The sequence below is a fragment of the Thiolinea disciformis DSM 14473 genome, assembly GCF_000371925.1.
Taxonomy (GTDB): Bacteria; Pseudomonadota; Gammaproteobacteria; order Thiotrichales; family Thiotrichaceae; genus Thiolinea; species Thiolinea disciformis.
On record NZ_AQVE01000038.1, the window covers coordinates 1 to 17,284 of the forward strand.

Below are 17,284 nucleotides of genomic sequence, written 5' to 3' on the forward strand. Positions count from 1 at the left end.
TGTACAAACCCATACCGACCTCACCACCACGGCGGCTGGGACGACACAAAGCCCGGTCGATGGGGCGGGCAAATTACAACTGAACAAGTCGGTCTGGAATGTGACACGCAATAGCGCCGGGGAAGTCGCCAAGCCGGGGGAAACCTTACGCTATACCATCGCTTACGAGAACATTGGGAATGGTACCTTAAACACCCTCGTGATTCATGATCGCGTCCCAGAGTTTACCGACTTAGTGACCGGTAGTTTGCAATGTAACGATACCCCGCCTGAAATTAGTAGCTGCACACCCACCGCCACCGGTGATACGTTGATGTGGAACTTCAGCGGTAATTTACCCGCTGGGCAATACGGGGAAGTTTATTACGATACACTTATAAAATAGGTTTGGAGGAAGCTCGTCAAACTAGCTTCCCCCTCATCACCGATTAAGCCTTGCGCTTGGGTGGTTTTCCCGAGCTTGGCCGGCTCGCCGCATTCGATTTACCCTTGTTACTGCTGCTACGCTTAGGCTTATCGGTTTTAGCGCTTACACTTGATTTACGTGGGCTAGCCTTATCCTTATTTAGGGATAGCTTACCGCGTGGCTTTGTTTCGAATGACCGATCCTCTGAAGCCACAGCCTTACTGGCGGCGTAAGGCTTATCTTGTCTAGGTGCTTTTACTTCTCCTCCATCACGCTCACCAAACGTTTCACGCTTAGGTCTGGCTGGACGCTCGGCACGACCCTCGAAACCCTCTCGTTTGGGTCTGGCTGGACGCTCGGTACGATCCTCAACAACTTTCTTCGCTCGAATAGGCCGATCTGCTGACGCTTGTTCTCTAGGCGCTCTACGAGGTTTTGCCTCCGTAAAACTATCATCAAACGATTCACGTTGAGGTCGAGCTGGTCGCTCACGCGTTGGACGATCTTCAACACTTCTTTTGGCGCGCTCTGGCTTTTCAAATACGCCTGATTCTTTCTCAGAATTTGCATAATCGGCATAATCAGGTCTAGCGCGTCTTGGTGGGCGCTCTGAGCTTTCCTCGTCACGTCTTGCCCGACCACCTTTATCCACCGAAATATTCAAAGCCTGACCGCAAACACGCACTTTCTTCAAATGATTCAATAAATCTTTCGGCATCCCGGCCGGCAAATCGAGCAAACTAAACTCATCACGAATGCCAATATTGCCAATCAACTTACTATCTAAATTGATTTCATTCGCGATTGCGCCAACAATGTTTTTAGGTTGGACACCATGCACCCGCCCTACTTCAATACGATAACGACACATATCGCTATCCACAGGATTTTCTCTACGCTCGCCACGCTCACGTCGCCCACCACGTTCGGCAGCACCTTCCCACGTTTCACGGCTATCGCGATCTCGGCCTCGACCACGCTCAGCACTCGCAGCAGGAATATCGCGAATATCAGGCTGCAATGGCTGATCTGCTTGCACCAAATAAGCTAAAGCAGCAGCAATATCTTCCATATCCGCCGTTTGTTCAGTTTGGAAAGATTCCACCAGCTCACGGAAAAATGATAAGTCTTGATTTTCTAATGTATCGCTCATCTGCTTTTTAAATTGCTGAATACGGCGATCCACAATTTCACTACGGGTCGGGAGTGGCATTGGCTCAATTTTCTGGCGTGTCGCCTGCTCAATCGCATACAACATCCGTTTTTCACGCGGTGCGACGAATAAAATTGCCTCGCCTGTGCGCCCTGCCCGCCCAGTACGACCAATACGATGCACATAGGACTCAGTATCGGTCGGAATATCATAATTCACGACATGGCTAATCCGTGGCACATCCAAACCACGCGCCGCCACATCCGTAGCGACCACGATATCCAACTTGCCATCTTTCAACTTTTCAATGGTGCGCTCGCGTTGCTGTTGATTCAAATCGCCATTGAGCGCTGCACAGGAATAACCACGTGCTTCGAGCTTTTCTGCTAATTCCTCTGTTAAAACTTTGGTGCGCACAAAAATAATCATCGCATCAAAATCAATAACTTCCAGAATACGTGTCAAAGCATCTAATTTATGAACGCCCGTAACAAGCCAATAGCGCTGCGTAATCGCCTCCACGGTACTGGTTTTAGTCGCAATTTTAATCTCAGCAGGCTCATGCAAATGCCGCAAAGCAATACGACGAATCGGTTCAGGCATAGTCGCTGAGAACAAAGCCACTTGGCGCTCGGGCGGTGTATGACTCAAAATTTCGTCCACATCATCAATAAAGCCCATGCGCAGCATTTCATCCGCTTCATCCAGCACCACGGCTTGCAATTGGCTTAGGTCTAAGGTTTTGCGCCCCAAATGATCTAAAATGCGTCCGGGCGTACCGACCACCACTTGAACACCACGTTCTAGCTGGCGCAATTGCTGCCCCATGCCCTGCCCACCATAAATGGGTAAAACATGAAAATCTGGCATATAACGGGCATAAGTCTGCATAGCCTCCGCCACTTGAATAGCCAGCTCGCGTGTTGGCGTTAACACTAATAACTGTGGATGGCGCTGTTTGAGATCAATGCGACTGAGTAAGGGTAACGCAAATGCTGCGGTTTTTCCGGTTCCGGTTTGCGCTTGCCCGATTAAATCCCGCCCCTCTAATAATAAAGGAATACTTTCGGCTTGAATGGCAGATGGTGTTTCATAGCCCACCTCGCTAATAGCTTTTAAAATAGAAGGAGCCAGCGCCATTTCGTCGAAACGCTGCGCGGTAGAAACTGTTAAATCATCTGTCATGGCTAGTGCCTGTTTGAGTAAGGGCTTGAATAAGAGAACAACTTTAGTAGGCTGAATAAAAACTGAAAAGGGCGCTACTCTACGCTCTTGAGTGAGTCGCTGCAAGCAAGTGACTAGAACTTAAAAGATTTTCCTAGACAACGCTATCAATTATTCAGCAGATACCACTGATTATCGGGAATATCACGCACATTTAAGCAAAAACTTTAAACTAACAGAACATTCCCCTACTGAAAAAGCAAAAATTGTATGGCTGAATTAAATCCACTATTCACGTACGGTACTGATGCAATTGTACTATGCCCCCACTGTGAAACACATGGCGGTTATGTGAAGCGCTTACCACGTCCTTGGTGGCGGCGTATATTATTTTTACGAGCACGTCATTATCACTGCCAAGAATGCGAAAAACACTTTTATCTCCCTGAAAACAAAGATGGCTATATAGAGGATTAAGGCTTCTTATCAAAATCCTCGCATAAAGCAGTTGACCTACTGGCACGACTCACCTAGTGTAGTGGCTATCTTTCACTAGATAATGACCGAATTTTATGACCTATTGTATAGGCATCTCCTTGGATGCTGGGCTAGTCCTCACCTCTGACTCACGAACCAATGCAGGAATTGACCACGTGAGCACGTATAGCAAAATGAATGTCTGTGATACGAATCCAGATCGTTTCATTGTGCTCATGACCGCTGGTAATTTAGCTACCACCCAAAGTGTGGTCGAGCAATTGCGCCGTGATATGCGCGAACAGGCTAGCAATAACCTCAATACGCTGAGCTATATGGCTGATATTGCGGATTATATTGGCAATATCCTAGTAAATCGGATTCGCCGTTATACCGAAACCTCCGGATTTGTACCTGATGCTTCTCTGATCTTAGCGGGTCAAATTCAAGGTGGTAATGTGCGCGCCTTCATGATTTACCCTCAAGGTAATTATATTACCACTTCGGAGGAAACGCCTTATTTGCAAATCGGGGAAAGCAAATACGGTAAGCCAGTATTGGATCGTTTTATTGATCGTGCGACCTCCTTAGAAGATGCAGCCGTTTGCTCGTTGATTTCGATGGATTCCACCATGAAAAGTAATGCCAGCGTTGGGCCACCCATCGAAGTGTTGCTGTATCGGCGCGATTCTTTAAAAGAAGATCGGCATTATCGTTTTGGTGCAGATCATCCTTATTTGATTAGTATTCGCCAAGAGTGGGCGCACCAGTTATATCGCGGTTTCCGCTCTATGCCTAGCTTGCCGATAGACCAAAATTAAGATTGCTATGACTAGAACACAGCGCAGTGGCGGACAAATTTTAGTGGACTGCTTGCTTAAACAGCAAGTTGATACCGTGTTCGGTGTCCCTGGGGAAAGTTATCTCGCTGTATTAGACGCCTTACATGACGTTAAAGGCCGTATTAAGACAATCATGACTCGCCAAGAGGGTGGTGCAGCCTTCATGGCCGTAGCCCGCGCCAAACTGACAGGCAAAACGCAAGTGTGTATGGTAACGCGCGGCCCTGGCGCCACGAATGCCAGTATTGGCATTCATACCGCCATGCAGGATTCCGCACCCCTAGTCGTATTCATTGGTCATGTCGGTCGCGCCATGTTGCAGCGTGAGGCCTTTCAAGAAATTGATTTTGGGCAGATGTTTGCTAGCCTGACGAAATGGGTGGTACAAATTAATGAAGCAGATCGTATCCCCGAATTAGTCGCACGTGCCTTTAAAGTCGCCCAATCCGGTCGCCCTGGCCCCGTGATTGTGGTGTTACCTGAGGATATGCTGCGCGATACCAGTGCTGCCCACGCTCTCGCCGCTACTCCCCTAGCTGAGCCAACACTAGATTCCCTAACACAGCAAACGGTTATTCAAGCCTTAGAAAAAGCGCAGCGCCCTGTTTTATTAGTCGGTGGCTCAGGCTGGACAGATGAAGGCAAGTGGTATTTAAAACAATTCGCTGAAACCAATCACCTCCCTGTGGTAGCCGCATTTCGCTGTCTGGACTTACTGGATAATTATAGCCCTAGCTATACGGGTGATTGTGGTTTGGCAGTCTTTCCAAATACCTTAAAACTCCTTCAAACAGCCGATCTTGTGTTGGCAGTTGGTGTACGTTTTGGTGAAATCACCACGCAAGGTTATACCTTATTCAAACTGCCTAAACCTGAACAAACCCTGATTCATGTTCATGTCAGTGATAATGAAATAGGCAAAGTCTATCAAGCTGATTTAGCCATCCATTGTGGCTCGAATGCGTTTTTTAAGGCTCTAGCATCGATCAGACTTCAGCCTGCGAATACTTGGCAAGCGTATTGTGCTCAAGCACGCGCTGATTTCATGGCGTCGATACCATGTCCTTCCCAGCCCGGCAGTTTGGATTTAGCAGAAATAATGGCGTGGCTCAGAGCGAATTTGCCAAAGGATGTCATTATTACCAATGGCGCTGGCAACTTTGCCACTTGGCCAACCAAGTATTTTTTATATGGCGAAAAAGCACGTTTACTAGCTCCCATGAATGGCGCCATGGGCTTTGGCGTTCCAGCGGCGATTGCCGCAAAGCTCAGCTATCCAGAAAAAGTCGTGGTCGGCTTTACCGGTGATGGCGATTTTTTAATGAACGGGCAAGAATTAGCCACAGCCACCCAGTACGCGTGCCAACCCATTATTCTACTCGTGAATAATAGCATGTATGGCACGATTCGAATGCATCAAGAAAAGCATTATCCGAGTCGGGTGCATGGTACTGAACTAAAAAATCCTGATTTTGTCCAACTGGCAAATGCCTATGGTTTCCACGCTGAGCGCATTAGCAATACCGCTGATTTTCCAGCAGCTTTTCAGCGCGCACTAAGTGCGAAACAAGGCACATTACTTGAATTAGTAATCGATCCCGAGGGAATTTCGCCAAAAATGACTATTTCAGGGCTCAGAGGTGCGGCTCAATACTAAGCGTTTCCGCCTAAAACGCTGGCTCATCAGCTTAAGTCTCGTCCTATTCATCGCCTTAGTGTGGTGGTGGCAAACTACTTTGCCTACGACGCTATTCGCTGCACCTTTCTCGAACATCGTACTAGATCGCGACGGCAATTTACTCAGCGCACAAATCGCTAAAGATGGGCAATGGCGCTTTCCCGAACTCGCGAGTGTGCCGGACAAATTCGCGAAATCTCTGGTGTTATTCGAAGATAAACGCTTTTACCAACATCAAGGTGTTGATGGCTTAGCGCTAGCACGTGCTTTCTGGCTGAATACCAAACACTGGCGTGTCGTCAGTGGCGGCAGTACGATTAGTATGCAGGTGGTACGCCTTTCGCGCAAAAACCCGCCACGCACATTAATTGAAAAACTCAATGAATTATTGCGCGCCATTAAACTTGAGGTGCGCTACGACAAATCTAGTATTTTAAAGCTCTATGCTAGTCATGCCCCTTTTGGTGGCAATGTAGTGGGCTTGGAGGCGGCTGCTTGGCGCTATTTTGGTCGCAATCCGGAGCAATTATCATGGGCAGAAAGCGCGTTATTAGCCGTTCTGCCCAACAATCCTGCGCTAGTTCACTTAGGGCGTAATCGTGCCAAATTACAACAAAAGCGTGATCTTTTACTTAAAAAGCTGTTAGAGGCTAACGCACTAACTGAACTAGATTATAAGCTTGCTGTGCTAGAACCACTGCCGGAAGCGCCGCGTCCCCTCCCCCGCCTTGCGCCACATTTGCTAGATACCCTAGCGCAGCGCCAAGCACAAGGTCAACGTTTCCATACCACCCTTAATGGCAGCTTACAACAACAAGTCTTAGCACTCGCGCAACGTAGTGGTGATCAATTAGCCATGGAAGGGGTGCACAATTTAGCGATTGTAGTCCTAGATAATCGCCATTTCGAAACACTTGCTTATGTCGGAAATCGCCCCGGCCTAGAAGAAGATAACCAAGGTCATGCAATAGATTTAATTCAGCGTCCACGTAGCACCGGTAGCACCTTGAAGCCATTTTTATTTGCGGCCATGCTAGAACAAGGTGAACTATTACCCAGCAGCTTGATTCCGGATGTACCCGTCAGTTACTCCGGCTTTACACCACAAAACTATAACCGTACTTACCATGGCGCGGTATCAGCTCAAGAAGCCTTGGCACGTTCGCTCAATATCCCGATGGTCAATATGCTCAGTTTACACGGGGTCGAGCCCTTTCAAGGCTTTTTACAGCAGATGGGTATGCAGCACTTAAAACGTCCTGCGCGTGACTACGGCTTAAGCCTTATTCTTGGGGGCGCAGAAGGTACACTGTGGGAGTTAACGCAGATGTATGCCAACCTAGCTTATCGCGCCGGACAAACGAGCCAAGGTCAAGTCAATTTCTGGCAGCAAGCCCGTTTACTACAAACGGATGTCAGTACGAGCAATCGCCCCGCCACTATTTCTACTGCTGGAGCATGGCTTACTTTGCAAGCCTTAATGGGGGTTGCGCGCCCAGGAGACGAAGGTTATTGGGAGAAATTCAGCAGTAGCCAAACGGTTGCATGGAAAACAGGAACAAGTTATGGGCATCGCGATGCTTGGGCTATCGGCATCACACCACATTACACCATTGGCGTGTGGGTGGGTAATGCGAGTGGTGAGGGACGTACAGGGTTAACGGGCACTCAAAGTGCTGCGCCTATTTTATTTAATACCTTTAATCTGTTACCGAGTGAAAATGCTTGGTTTACTCGCCCAGATTGGCAAATGACCCAAGTTGAGGTATGTCACGAAGATGGCTATTTGAGTAATGGTGCGTGTGACACTAAGCGCGTCGATGTGCCGCTCAGCGCTCACTTCGCAAGAATTACACCCTATCATCATCGTATTCAATTAGACGCCAGCGGGCAATGGCGTGTCGATAGCAACTGCGAATCTGTACAAAACATGCAACTCCGCTCGTGGTTCGTCTTGCCGCCAGACCAAGCCCAATACTATCAGCAACATCATGCTAATTATCAACCCTTACCGCCTTGGCGCGCCGATTGTCAAAATGAAACTATTGCTTTAGATGAGGCCGCGATCAGCTTAGTTTACCCGCGCCCGAATACCCAAATTTATTTACCACGCGAACTGGATGGTAAGCGCAATCAAACGGTGTTTCGTGCCGTGCCACGTCATCCTGAAACGCTGCTCTATTGGCATCTAGATCAGGTTTATCTGGGGAGTACCCAAACCTTCCACCAACAAGCAGTGTCCGTGCCTTCGGGCAAACATCAACTCACCGTAGTCGATGAAATGGGTAATCGCGTCGAACAACATTTTGAAGTGCTTTATGAGCCAGAAACGACAGCGACGCCTTAACGATTCCAAAAATGCCTCTGTTCGATACGATAGCGTTGCACGCTAAAAGGCTCACTGTCATGTGAAAAATCCACGCTGATAGTGCCTGAATCAACGGTGTCTAACCAATCGATACCATAAGCTTGATAGCGCTTTACGGTACTCGGGTGGGGATGATGAAAACGATTGCCATAGCCGGTACTGACGATAGCTAAGGTTGGCTGAATCGCTTGCAAGAACGCGGGGGATGAAGAGGTTTTACTGCCATGGTGCGGTACCAGCATAACCTCAGCGCGTAGATCCGCCGCTTCGTCTAATAAGTAGGCTTCTGCATGACGCTCAATGTCCGCCATCAGTAATAAGCTATGTTGCGCATTTTGCACTTTGAGCACACAGGAACGATTATTACGCTTAGGCATCTGATAGGCCGCATTAGGATGCAGAAAGGTAAAACGCACGCCATCCCATTCCCATGTTTGTCCTGCAGTACAAAGTTTTGCTTGATAAGTAGCGAGCAAAGGTGCTTCATTTACCCAAACGTTTGAAGCAGCAAACACATTCAATAAACTTTCCGCGCCACCACTATGATCATTATCACTATGCGAAATAATTAATCCGTTTAGTTTTTGAATACCTTGCGCCTGTAGCCACGGGACTAACACCAGCTCACCGCTATCAAAACTCGGCGAGCTACGGATACCAGTATCAAATATTAGACTATGATGAGCGGTTTGAACGACGCTTGCTAAGCCCTGACCCACGTCCAAAACACTTAAACGAAATGCACCCACAGGTGGTTTATCAGGCTGCCATAATACTAAAGGCAGCATCAAAACCCCACCCAACCAACGCGCAGGCGTTCCAGCAGGTGCTAATAATAACATAGCACCTAACATGATTAAGCCCAACAGCCAAAGCGGCAAATTAGGAATGTTGACCAAAGCCCAAGGCTGAGCCGCCAAGTTATCTAATAAGTAAAATAAGCCATCCAAACCCCAAGCGGCTAATTGCCAGAATCCTTGTGCTACGGTGTCGTGTATTAACCAACTCAGCATACCTAATAAAACCAAGGGCACGATCACAAAAGTCACCCACGGAATGGCGATTAAATTAGCGAGCGGAGCGCTTAAAGAAACTGAGCCGAAAAAAAGGGCTGTTAGCGGTAATAAACCTAGAGAAATGCCGATCTGTAGTGGAATGCTAGACCAGCGTAGCGGTTTTAGGCGGCGCTGTAATAGCCAACCTAATAAACCCACTGAGCCAAATGACAACCAAAAACCGACACTTAAACTGGCTAAAGGATCAATGATGAGCACTAGCACTAAGGCCAGCCAATACGTGCTATTCAGACGCTTACGCAAAAGCAGGCCAAACAATAGCACCAAGATCATGGCGAGCGAACGCTGGGTCGGTATATTGAAACCCGCCAATAGTGAATAACAGGTCGCCATCCCGGCCCCCGCAATCCCACTCGCAATACGCACGGGCAGATACAAATAAAGCTGTGGAAAGAGCCACCAAATCCCCCAAACTGGCAAAAAACCCAAGGCAGCCACTAAGCTAATATGCAAACCAGAAATGGCTAATAGATGGCTTGTACCGGTACGACGCAGCGTTTCCCAGTGCGCATCACTAATGTCTGCACGTGCCGAAACCGCCAAGCCTTGTACTAAACCAAGGCTGGCTTGATGGGGTAGTGCTTGTGCAATCGCATCACTGATTTGTTGGCGCCAATAGCTAACGGATAAAGCACTAGCAGGCGCTAAACGTTGAGGAGTAGGCTTATCACGCACATAAGCCGTGCCATGAATGCGTTGGCTAAATAGCCATTTTTCATAATCAAAGCCGCCCGCATTCATAAAACCACTCGGGCGACGAGCACGCACTGTAAATTGCCAAGTTTCACCGGCTTCGAGTGGCAAGGCTTGCTGGGTATACCAACTGATCCTTAACTGACCACGCCATGTTAGCCGGAGGGGTTTATCAGGTTTAAGCAGCTCGACTTCATCAACTTGAAATAAAAAGCGTACACTATCTAGCTGCTTTTCAGGCAAATCGCGCACAAGCCCTCGGACCAGTAAATCCTGCCCTTCCCACGGAAGCGGCATTTGTTGAGCCAGCACTTGCTGGGCGTTATACCAAGCGAAACTGAAGCCTATAACACCAGTTATCAAACAATAGGCGACATAACGCTGGCGTGGGAACATAATTCCAATAAAAGTTGTCAATAATAAACCGGCAACCACTAGCCTTAAGTAGTATGCTTCAGGTAAGCTGGAAAAAGTGGAAAGGAGCCATGTACCGGCAAATAAACTCAGTGCCAAGGTACGGATGTTTTTTAATTGTCGTTTAATGCCTGTCAATTTCTTAGATTATGATTTTTTAATATTCATGCCAAAGCAGTTTTTCAAGAAGTTCGCCCCACACCCTGACGTTATTAAAAATAACAAATACTTAAGCTTTTTGGGTCAACATTTACACCTTCCGAATTTATGGCACTTTAACCGGCGCTCGATTGCAGCTGCGATTGCAGTCGGGGGTTTTGCCATGTGGATTCCGATTCCGGCACAAACCCTGCTAGCCGCTATATTGGCCGTATTTTTTCGAGCGAACTTGCCACTTTCGGTTGCCATGGTATTTATTACTAATCCGGTTACCATGCCCCCCCTGATGTATGCGGCTTATGCACTGGGTGCTGTTTTAACCGGACAGCCCTTAATGCCGGTTGAATTTCATGCCAATTTAGAAACGCTAATCTATATCTGGAAGCCGTTTCTAGTGGGGAGTATCGTACTCGCGCTGGCCACCGCCGTAGTGGGGTATTTTGGAACTAATTTATTATGGCGTGCTCATTTAATACAGCGTGTCAGGAATCGGCGTAAACGTCGCCTTGCGAAGCTGAGCTAAAGAGCTAAACCGCTAAACGTAATTGACCATCCACAATCCGATAGATTGTATCCATGCGCCGTGCCAAATTAAGATCATGGGTTACAATCACAAACGCGGTATCCAAAGCCTCGTTTAGATATTGAATCAATTCAAATACATGCTCTGCAGTATGCTGGTCTAAGTTACCGGTGGGTTCATCCGCTAATACTGCATGAGGACGCGTTACCAACGCACGCGCAATCGCGGCACGCTGCCTTTCACCGCCCGATAATTGTGCAGGCTTATGACTCAAGCGCTTCCCTAGACCGACTTGCTCTAACATGATTTTCGCGTATTCGGCGCACTGATCGACCTCTAAACCACGAATTAATAAAGGCATCGCGACATTTTCTAGGGCGCTAAATTCGGGCAATAAATGATGAAATTGATAGACAAAACCCAAGGCGCGATTACGCAAGTTGCCACGATCTTTATCAGACAACCTATCCATACGCTTACCCAGCACCTCGACAAATCCGGTAGTGGGCAAATCCAAGCCCCCTAACAGATGCAGTAACGTACTTTTACCACTCCCCGAGCTGCCCACGATCGCAATTTTCTCACCGGCATAAACCGTGAGACTGACCCCGCCCAACACAGTGACATCCAAAGCGCCTTCTTTAAAACGCTTACTAAGATTTTCGCAATGGATTACCGGAACAGGAGCTTGGTTCATATTACTCATAGCGCAAAGCCTCGGCTGGCTGCACGCGTGATGCCCGCCAAGCTGGATATAAAGTCGCGATAATTGCCATTAATAAAGCAGAGAATGCAATCACTATCACATCGCCTGCATTAATTTGTGACTGCAATTCACTGACATAATAGGTTTTTGGATTAATAAAATTTGTATCGAATAAACGCTCAAGCCAAGGAACGATAATATGGATATTGCTAGCAATTAATAAGCCCGATACTACCCCAATCGCCGTTCCTATGACACCAATTAAAGTGCCTTGCACCATAAATATACCCATAATACGGCGTGGCGATAAACCTAAGGTACGTAAAATAGCAATATCTGCTTCTTTCTCTGATACTACCATGACTAGTGTTGAGACCAGATTAAATGCTGCCACCGCAATAATCAGCAGCAAAATAATAAACATAACTGTCTTTTGAATTTGAATCGCTTTAAAGAAGTTATTTTGCTGGTGAGTCCAATCACTGACCCATAATTGTGGATATTGTGGACTTAGGCGCTTAAATATATCTTTCGCCACGGCGGGCGCACGACTAGGGTCAGTCACGCGCACCCGAAAACCTGTAATACTATTGCCTAATTTCAAAGTTTCTTGGACATCGTTCAAATTCGCATAAGCAAAACTACTATCATAGACCTGCATATCTACCCGAAAAATTGCTTTCACTGTGAAACGCTGCAAAACCGGTAATTCGGTAGCTTCAAGCATATCTTCAGAAGGACTTAATAAAGTGACTGAATCGCCTATTTTAAGCTTCATTTCATCAGCCAGCGTTTGGCCAATACCAATAGCAAAACTGCCTGCCTTCAGTGCATTCATATCGCCTGCAACCACATGCTTGAAGGCATCTGATACCTGCCCCTCTAATTCAGGTATGACTGCCTCCAGCGATACACCCCGCGCCTCATCATCTTTATTTAACATCACGGGCTTTTCAATAAAGGGAGACACGGCTTTTACATAAGTAAAATTAGGCAGTTCTTTTTGTAACGGCTCCCAATTTTCCACAATAGCATTGGCTTGCGAAACCGTTACATGCGCCAGCATTCCGAGAATCCGATCACGAAAAGCACTTTCAAAACCGCTCATGACCGACAACACAGTGACCAAGACTAAAACGCCAATGGCAATACCCGCCATCGACGCCAGCGAAATAAAGGAAATAAAACGCCCTTGGCGACGTGCACGGGTATAACGCAGACCAATAAATAATTCTAGCGGTTGAAATACTTTACTCATAGCGTAAGGACTCGGCGGGTTGAATTTGCGAGGCTCGCCATGACGGATAGAGCGTAGCTAAGACGGAAAATACTAAAGCGGCTAGCGAAATCAGGGCGACATCACTCCAGCGTAAATCGGAAGGAATTTCACTGATTGCAAACACTTCTGCTGGAAAAACCTTAAAACCAAAAGCATTCTCAATGGCAGGGATAATGGTATGAATATTAGAAGCTAATAAAACTCCTAAAATGGCACCCACGACCGTGCCTATCACACCAATAATACTACCTTGGATCATAAAGATACGCTGGACACGTTTGGGTTCTAAACCAAAGGTACGCAAAATAGCAATATCGGCTGATTTATCATTAACCGCCATCATCAGAGAAGCGACTAGATTAAATAAAGCAACAGCTACCACCAAAAATAGAATAAAGGACATGGCAATTTTTTCCATCTTTACCGCACGAAAAAAGACCCCATGCTCTACGCTCCAATCCGCAACTTTATACTGATTACCGAGCTGATGTTGCAACTGCTGTGAAACACTCTGTGCCTTAAACAGATCATCAAGCTTTAGGCGCACGCCGCTGACTTCCTCCGGCATTTTAAATAAGCGTCCTGCATCTTCGAGATGAATATAAGCGCTGAAATTATCAAATTCTTGCTGCCCTGAGGAAAAGACGCCTGCTACCGTAAAACGTCGTACTCTTGGCAAGACACCTGCCGGTGTCACCTGCACTTGAGGCACCACCACGGTGACCTTATCCCCTGGATAAACTTGCAAATCCTCAGCCAAACCAGCACCCAAAATTATACTGTACTGACGCGGCACCAAGTCGCCAAAAGAACCCGCCAATAATTGAAAGCTGGTATCGCTGACATTGGTTTGTAACTCAGGCTGTATGCCCTGCATCAACACACCACGCAATAATTTGCCATTGGCCACCATTACTTGCTTTTGAATATAAGGCGCGGCGCCCACGACATGTGGTGCTTTTTCCAATTGCTTATAAGCTTCTTGCCAGTGGCTCAGTTTGCCATCTGTCCCCGAAACCGTGACATGCGATACCACGCCGAGTATTCTGCTGCGTAATTCATTTTCAAAACCATTCATGATCGACAAGATTGTGATCAGCACCATAACCCCAAGCATGATGCCGAGCATCGAGGCAAAGGAAATGAATGAAATGAAGCGATTGCGTCGACGCGAATGCGTGTAACGTTGCCCGATGAATAATTCTAATGGTTTAAACATGGGTGGCGATTGTACCGTTCCCTGAATAAAATCACAGCTTAAATTACGTCGCGCAGGCGCATAAAAAAACCACAATAACGAGTGTTTACTTCGGAGCTAAGCATGTCTCTTTTAAAATGGACACTGGCACTAGCCTTATGTTTGCCCGTCGCTTTCCAAGCAGAAGCGGGTAGTAAGGCGCATAAATCCCATAAAGCCTCTAAACATCCTGTAAAAACGTTGCAAGTCGCCAAACTAGCAGGCGTTCCGACGCGTGGCATGAGTATGAAGCAAGTGTCTAAGCGTTATGGCAAACCCGCATCGGTACGTGTTTCTAAAGGGCCAGTCAAGAAACGCTGGCCGAGAATTACCGAATGGAATTATGGAAAATACTCGGTGTACTTTGAAAAGCAGACCGTGTTACATACGGTAATGCACTAATGTTCTAGCATTAGGACGGTTGTATTGTAGAGGGCAGCCACGCATACAGAAACTCAGCGTGGTTGCTAGTGGAGTGATAGTTTACAGAAGGGCTTAGGCTATTAGCCAAGGGCAGGTTCTATAATAGCAATGGCCTTCTTTTTCGCAGTCACTGCTTATTTGCGTGTTTGGTTCTAAAAACCCAAGGAACCACCGAAAGGATCAATATCGCTATCAACGTACTCAAAACAGCCGTCGACTCACGCCCCATTCCAGCAGCCATGCCGATTGCCGCCGTGACCCATAAACCGGCTGCGGTGGTCAGCCCTCGAGTTTGTACTTCCTTGTTTCCCATAATAATAGCACCCGTACCCAGGAAGCCAATCCCCGCAATTAAGCCCTGTAAGACACGACTCAATTCTTCATTGGATGCACCCGCTTGCTGGGGAATGAGGACAAACAGAGCTGCGCCAATGGCTACCAACATATGGGTGCGCACCCCTGCACTCTTACCTTGAAGCTCCCGTTCGTAACCCAAAATACCGCCTAGTACAGCGGCCACTAGCAAACGCAGGGAGATACGGGTTAGTTGCGCAACATCTGGAATATCAGAAAACTCTGACACCACAGTAGCCCCTATTTCTTGCCAAATGCTCATAGTAATCTCATTATGATTTTTGCTTACCTAGATCATACCTAATCACTTGGCCGGTCACATTACCACTTATCTGAACAAAACAGACTTATATGCTGCCGAAAAAACACCCCGAAAGGTGTCTTTCTCATAGCAGTTCAGCGCCTAAGCAAACACAATAATGCTATGGATGATAATCCCAAGGATTGAATAATACTGCGCTGCGCTGCTCCATGTCCGTTATATTTCTCGTTACCACCGTGCAATGGTGAATGAGACCAGTAACCGCAATCAACCCATCTAAAGTAGGCATAGGTTTACCCGCTAATTCTACTACGCCTTGCAATGTCCCCAAACAGTCATACCCAAACCTATCATGACTGCTGTTTTTAGTTTTGAAGCATGTTGACGCTTAAATTAGTGATCTTCGCTTTTTGGAGCAATGAGTTTAAGCTGTGGGTAATAAGTATTATATTTGGCAGAGTCTCTAGTTATTAAATGAAACTGGGAAACTGCTGCGTGTGCCCCGATGAAGAAATCAGGCAATGGGGATGTTTTTGTGCCTTTATTTCTCCTGTATTGTAAAAATACTTTTCCAGTCAAGAACAACGCTTCTCTGGGTATCTCCAACACTTTTATGCCAAGTTCCGATATAGCCTCATCCATTTCTTCGATTTTGTCAAAGCCAATAGAAACTTCCGTATAAACCATGGAATTGATATATAAGGTATTGGTTTGGCTATATTTCTCAAGCATATTTTCCGACCAATCAGCCCAATGAGGATCATCGGTGAACAAATCAAGCAACACGCACGAATCTACAAGAATACCGTTCATTCTAATTCTCTGGTAAGGCTCATAATCTGATCTGTTGACATCTTAGCTGTCGCTATACCTCTCAATCGGCGGAGCTTTCCCGTAGTGGTTGTAGGTTCCTCGACTTTGACTATATAGAATCGTCCATTTTCTTCTCTGAAGGCTATTTCGGTTTCAGGTGTAATGCCAAGTATCTCTCTGATATTCCTAGGAATAGTAACTTGACCTTTAGTAGTTACTTTCATGGCAGGCGCTCTCTTTTTCTAAGTAAGAATCATATGGTATTACTTGAAGGGGTAGTGAGCAACGCTTGTTTGTAGCCTGTACCTACACATCAGTGTAATAGATGAAATACTAACTTTTTGATCACTAAATTTGACGCGGCTTATTGTTATTTGCAAAACCAAAGCCAAGTTAACCGGTAGAACGGAGGCGACTTGCCGACGGAGTGATTTGTAGTGGGGCATTGCTTCGCAATTTTACGCCCCACTGCAAACTGTCCGCGTTGAACACCTGGTTATGCTTAGGGTTGTCTCATCTTTTGCTGAGCGCGGCTATTTATTAAGTTCGACGAAATCTTTGACCAAATTGTCACAGCTGCTCCTTGAAGCCGCGCAGTTCACTTTTGTATCTAAATAGATTCCTCCGTTTTTCTCAAACACCTTTCTTTTTACGGCCGACGGATAAGCCGCATGAGATTCGGGTGGAAATGACCATATTTCGCCTTGACTCCTAATAGAAATTACTGTCCATTCTCGCACAACACGTTTCTCTGCTCCTGGAATTGCAGCTAAAGAGCTGATGGCATTGCTAACAGTTCCATACCCGAAAACATCTCCGTTTTTGCCTTGGTACCCAAGATCCGGTTCGCTTTGGCTATTCGCTGCACATCCAGATATCAAAATCAGGAAAACCATCGCAGCAAGATGACATATTTTCATTTATTTACCCAAATTTTGGTGATGGTAAAAGCATACCAGTTGATTAGACGGACTCTCGGTATAACACCTTCGCCCATATTCCGTCTAGTCTGGGAAAATAATGGTTTATCTATTTTGGTCGTGATTTAAGGGAGTTGAAAACGCTTTGATGGAGCTTTATCGTTAAAGGCATTTGATCTGAGGAAGAGGTGTGTATGGCCACCGTACCAGTCGACTGCCGCTACTGTCAAAGTGCATCGATTTACAAACACGGCTATGCGCGTAGTGGTGAACCGCGTTACCGCTGCCGTGATTGCCAACGTAGTTTTCAACTTTACTATCATAATGTGGGCAACCG

The 17,284-nt window shown here is 46.7% G+C and carries 18 protein-coding genes; 8 read left to right on the forward strand and 10 right to left on the reverse strand.

Translation table 11 applies throughout. The annotated features are described in order from the left end of the window. Positions 1–385, forward strand: a 385-nt coding sequence (locus A3IE_RS0118360) for a DUF11 domain-containing protein (protein ID WP_020397086.1), incomplete at its 5' end; no start/stop codon positions are given. A 43-nt stretch (positions 386–428) separates the two neighbouring features. Here A3IE_RS0118360 and A3IE_RS0118365 read toward each other — a convergent pair. After that, positions 429–2,744 (reverse strand): DEAD/DEAH box helicase, encoded by a 2,316-nt coding sequence (locus A3IE_RS0118365; RefSeq protein WP_110721602.1) that lies wholly within the window; start codon positions 2,742–2,744, stop codon positions 429–431. Positions 2,745–2,993: 249 nt separating this feature from the next. On the opposite strand from A3IE_RS0118365, the gene A3IE_RS0118370 reads away from it, so the two are divergent. From A3IE_RS0118370 to pbpC, 4 genes are all read left to right on the forward strand, one after another. Further along, positions 2,994–3,200 carry a hypothetical protein gene (locus tag A3IE_RS0118370; protein WP_020397088.1) on the forward strand — a complete coding sequence of 69 codons (207 nt, stop codon included), beginning with the start codon at positions 2,994–2,996 and terminating at the stop codon, positions 3,198–3,200. A gap of 95 nt (positions 3,201–3,295) precedes the next feature. Continuing rightward, the gene (locus A3IE_RS0118375; protein ID WP_026155023.1) at positions 3,296–4,021 is read left to right on the forward strand and encodes a proteasome-type protease; all 726 of its coding nucleotides are present in this window, start codon (positions 3,296–3,298) and stop codon (positions 4,019–4,021) included. 7 nt (positions 4,022–4,028) lie between these two features. Further along, positions 4,029–5,699 carry a thiamine pyrophosphate-binding protein gene (locus A3IE_RS0118380; RefSeq protein WP_020397090.1) on the forward strand — a complete coding sequence of 557 codons (1,671 nt, stop codon included), beginning with the start codon at positions 4,029–4,031 and terminating at the stop codon, positions 5,697–5,699. After that, complete coding sequence (gene pbpC, locus A3IE_RS0118385) at positions 5,683–8,067, forward strand: penicillin-binding protein 1C (RefSeq protein WP_020397091.1); 2,385 nt, start codon at positions 5,683–5,685, stop codon at positions 8,065–8,067. Before A3IE_RS0118380 ends, pbpC begins: the two co-directional genes overlap by 17 nt. Here the strand turns inward: pbpC and A3IE_RS0118390 are convergent. After that, positions 8,064–10,409: a DNA internalization-related competence protein ComEC/Rec2 gene (locus A3IE_RS0118390; RefSeq protein ID WP_245539217.1), complete on the reverse strand. Its 2,346-nt coding sequence runs from the start codon at positions 10,407–10,409 to the stop codon at positions 8,064–8,066. The genes pbpC and A3IE_RS0118390 overlap by 4 nt on opposite strands. A gap of 28 nt (positions 10,410–10,437) precedes the next feature. Here A3IE_RS0118390 and A3IE_RS0118395 point away from each other — a divergent pair, with 28 nt between their 5' ends. Continuing rightward, complete coding sequence (locus tag A3IE_RS0118395) at positions 10,438–10,953, forward strand: DUF2062 domain-containing protein (protein WP_026155025.1); 516 nt, start codon at positions 10,438–10,440, stop codon at positions 10,951–10,953. 4 nt (positions 10,954–10,957) lie between these two features. Here the strand turns inward: A3IE_RS0118395 and lolD are convergent, their stop codons facing one another. Genes lolD through A3IE_RS0118410 form a run of 3 tightly spaced genes read right to left on the reverse strand, consistent with a single transcriptional unit; the run spans position 10,958 to position 14,157 of the window. Beyond that, the gene (gene lolD / locus A3IE_RS0118400; protein WP_020397094.1) at positions 10,958–11,659 is read right to left on the reverse strand and encodes a lipoprotein-releasing ABC transporter ATP-binding protein LolD; all 702 of its coding nucleotides are present in this window, start codon (positions 11,657–11,659) and stop codon (positions 10,958–10,960) included. Continuing rightward, entirely contained in the window at positions 11,652–12,917 is a 1,266-nt protein-coding gene (locus tag A3IE_RS0118405) for a lipoprotein-releasing ABC transporter permease subunit (RefSeq protein ID WP_020397095.1), read from the reverse strand. The genes lolD and A3IE_RS0118405 overlap by 8 nt, the downstream gene beginning before the upstream one ends. Continuing rightward, positions 12,910–14,157 carry a lipoprotein-releasing ABC transporter permease subunit gene (locus A3IE_RS0118410; protein ID WP_026155027.1) on the reverse strand — a complete coding sequence of 416 codons (1,248 nt, stop codon included), beginning with the start codon at positions 14,155–14,157 and terminating at the stop codon, positions 12,910–12,912. The genes A3IE_RS0118405 and A3IE_RS0118410 overlap by 8 nt, the downstream gene beginning before the upstream one ends. 102 nt (positions 14,158–14,259) lie before the next feature. Here A3IE_RS0118410 and A3IE_RS22340 point away from each other — a divergent pair, with 102 nt between their 5' ends. Then, positions 14,260–14,577 carry a hypothetical protein gene (locus A3IE_RS22340; RefSeq protein ID WP_020397097.1) on the forward strand — a complete coding sequence of 106 codons (318 nt, stop codon included), beginning with the start codon at positions 14,260–14,262 and terminating at the stop codon, positions 14,575–14,577. 148 nt (positions 14,578–14,725) lie between these two features. On the opposite strand, the gene A3IE_RS0118420 is transcribed toward A3IE_RS22340, so the two are convergent. From A3IE_RS0118420 to A3IE_RS0118440, 5 genes are all read right to left on the reverse strand, one after another. After that, positions 14,726–15,214 carry an MgtC/SapB family protein gene (locus A3IE_RS0118420; protein ID WP_020397098.1) on the reverse strand — a complete coding sequence of 163 codons (489 nt, stop codon included), beginning with the start codon at positions 15,212–15,214 and terminating at the stop codon, positions 14,726–14,728. Positions 15,215–15,374: 160 nt separating this feature from the next. Continuing rightward, on the reverse strand, positions 15,375–15,545 hold the full coding sequence (locus tag A3IE_RS22935; RefSeq protein WP_157832904.1) for a PIN domain-containing protein: 171 nt from the start codon (positions 15,543–15,545) through the stop codon (positions 15,375–15,377). Positions 15,546–15,607: 62 nt separating this feature from the next. Then, positions 15,608–16,027, reverse strand: coding sequence for a type II toxin-antitoxin system VapC family toxin (locus tag A3IE_RS0118430; protein WP_020397100.1), 420 nt, complete (start codon positions 16,025–16,027; stop codon positions 15,608–15,610). Further along, positions 16,024–16,251, reverse strand: a complete 228-nt coding sequence (locus A3IE_RS23470) for an AbrB/MazE/SpoVT family DNA-binding domain-containing protein (protein WP_020397101.1) — start codon at positions 16,249–16,251, stop codon at positions 16,024–16,026. The genes A3IE_RS0118430 and A3IE_RS23470 overlap by 4 nt, the downstream gene beginning before the upstream one ends. 309 nt (positions 16,252–16,560) lie before the next feature. After that, positions 16,561–16,947 (reverse strand): hypothetical protein, encoded by a 387-nt coding sequence (locus A3IE_RS0118440; RefSeq protein WP_020397102.1) that lies wholly within the window; start codon positions 16,945–16,947, stop codon positions 16,561–16,563. Positions 16,948–17,141: 194 nt separating this feature from the next. Here A3IE_RS0118440 and A3IE_RS23475 point away from each other — a divergent pair. Continuing rightward, positions 17,142–17,284 (forward strand): IS1/IS1595 family N-terminal zinc-binding domain-containing protein (locus A3IE_RS23475; protein WP_020394310.1); only part of this gene is annotated, 143 nt, incomplete at its 3' end.

Excerpts from the sequence above, each read along its gene's own strand:
- lolD (WP_020397094.1), bottom strand. The coding sequence starts at position 11,659 with ATGAGTAATATGAACCAAGCTCCTGTTCCGGTAATCCATTGCGAAAAT.
- A3IE_RS0118420 (WP_020397098.1), bottom strand. The coding sequence starts at position 15,214 with ATGAGCATTTGGCAAGAAATAGGGGCTACTGTGGTGTCAGAGTTTTCT.
- A3IE_RS0118375 (WP_026155023.1), top strand. The coding sequence starts at position 3,296 with ATGACCTATTGTATAGGCATCTCCTTGGATGCTGGGCTAGTCCTCACC.
- A3IE_RS0118380 (WP_020397090.1), top strand. The coding sequence starts at position 4,029 with ATGACTAGAACACAGCGCAGTGGCGGACAAATTTTAGTGGACTGCTTG.
- A3IE_RS0118430 (WP_020397100.1), bottom strand. The coding sequence starts at position 16,027 with ATGAACGGTATTCTTGTAGATTCGTGCGTGTTGCTTGATTTGTTCACC.
- A3IE_RS0118395 (WP_026155025.1), top strand. The coding sequence starts at position 10,438 with ATGCCAAAGCAGTTTTTCAAGAAGTTCGCCCCACACCCTGACGTTATT.
- A3IE_RS0118410 (WP_026155027.1), bottom strand. The coding sequence starts at position 14,157 with ATGTTTAAACCATTAGAATTATTCATCGGGCAACGTTACACGCATTCG.
- A3IE_RS23470 (WP_020397101.1), bottom strand. The coding sequence starts at position 16,251 with ATGAAAGTAACTACTAAAGGTCAAGTTACTATTCCTAGGAATATCAGA.
- A3IE_RS0118440 (WP_020397102.1), bottom strand. The coding sequence starts at position 16,947 with ATGAAAATATGTCATCTTGCTGCGATGGTTTTCCTGATTTTGATATCT.
- A3IE_RS0118405 (WP_020397095.1), bottom strand. The coding sequence starts at position 12,917 with ATGAGTAAAGTATTTCAACCGCTAGAATTATTTATTGGTCTGCGTTAT.
- A3IE_RS22340 (WP_020397097.1), top strand. The coding sequence starts at position 14,260 with ATGTCTCTTTTAAAATGGACACTGGCACTAGCCTTATGTTTGCCCGTC.
- A3IE_RS0118365 (WP_110721602.1), bottom strand. The coding sequence starts at position 2,744 with ATGACAGATGATTTAACAGTTTCTACCGCGCAGCGTTTCGACGAAATG.
- A3IE_RS0118370 (WP_020397088.1), top strand. The coding sequence starts at position 2,994 with ATGGCTGAATTAAATCCACTATTCACGTACGGTACTGATGCAATTGTA.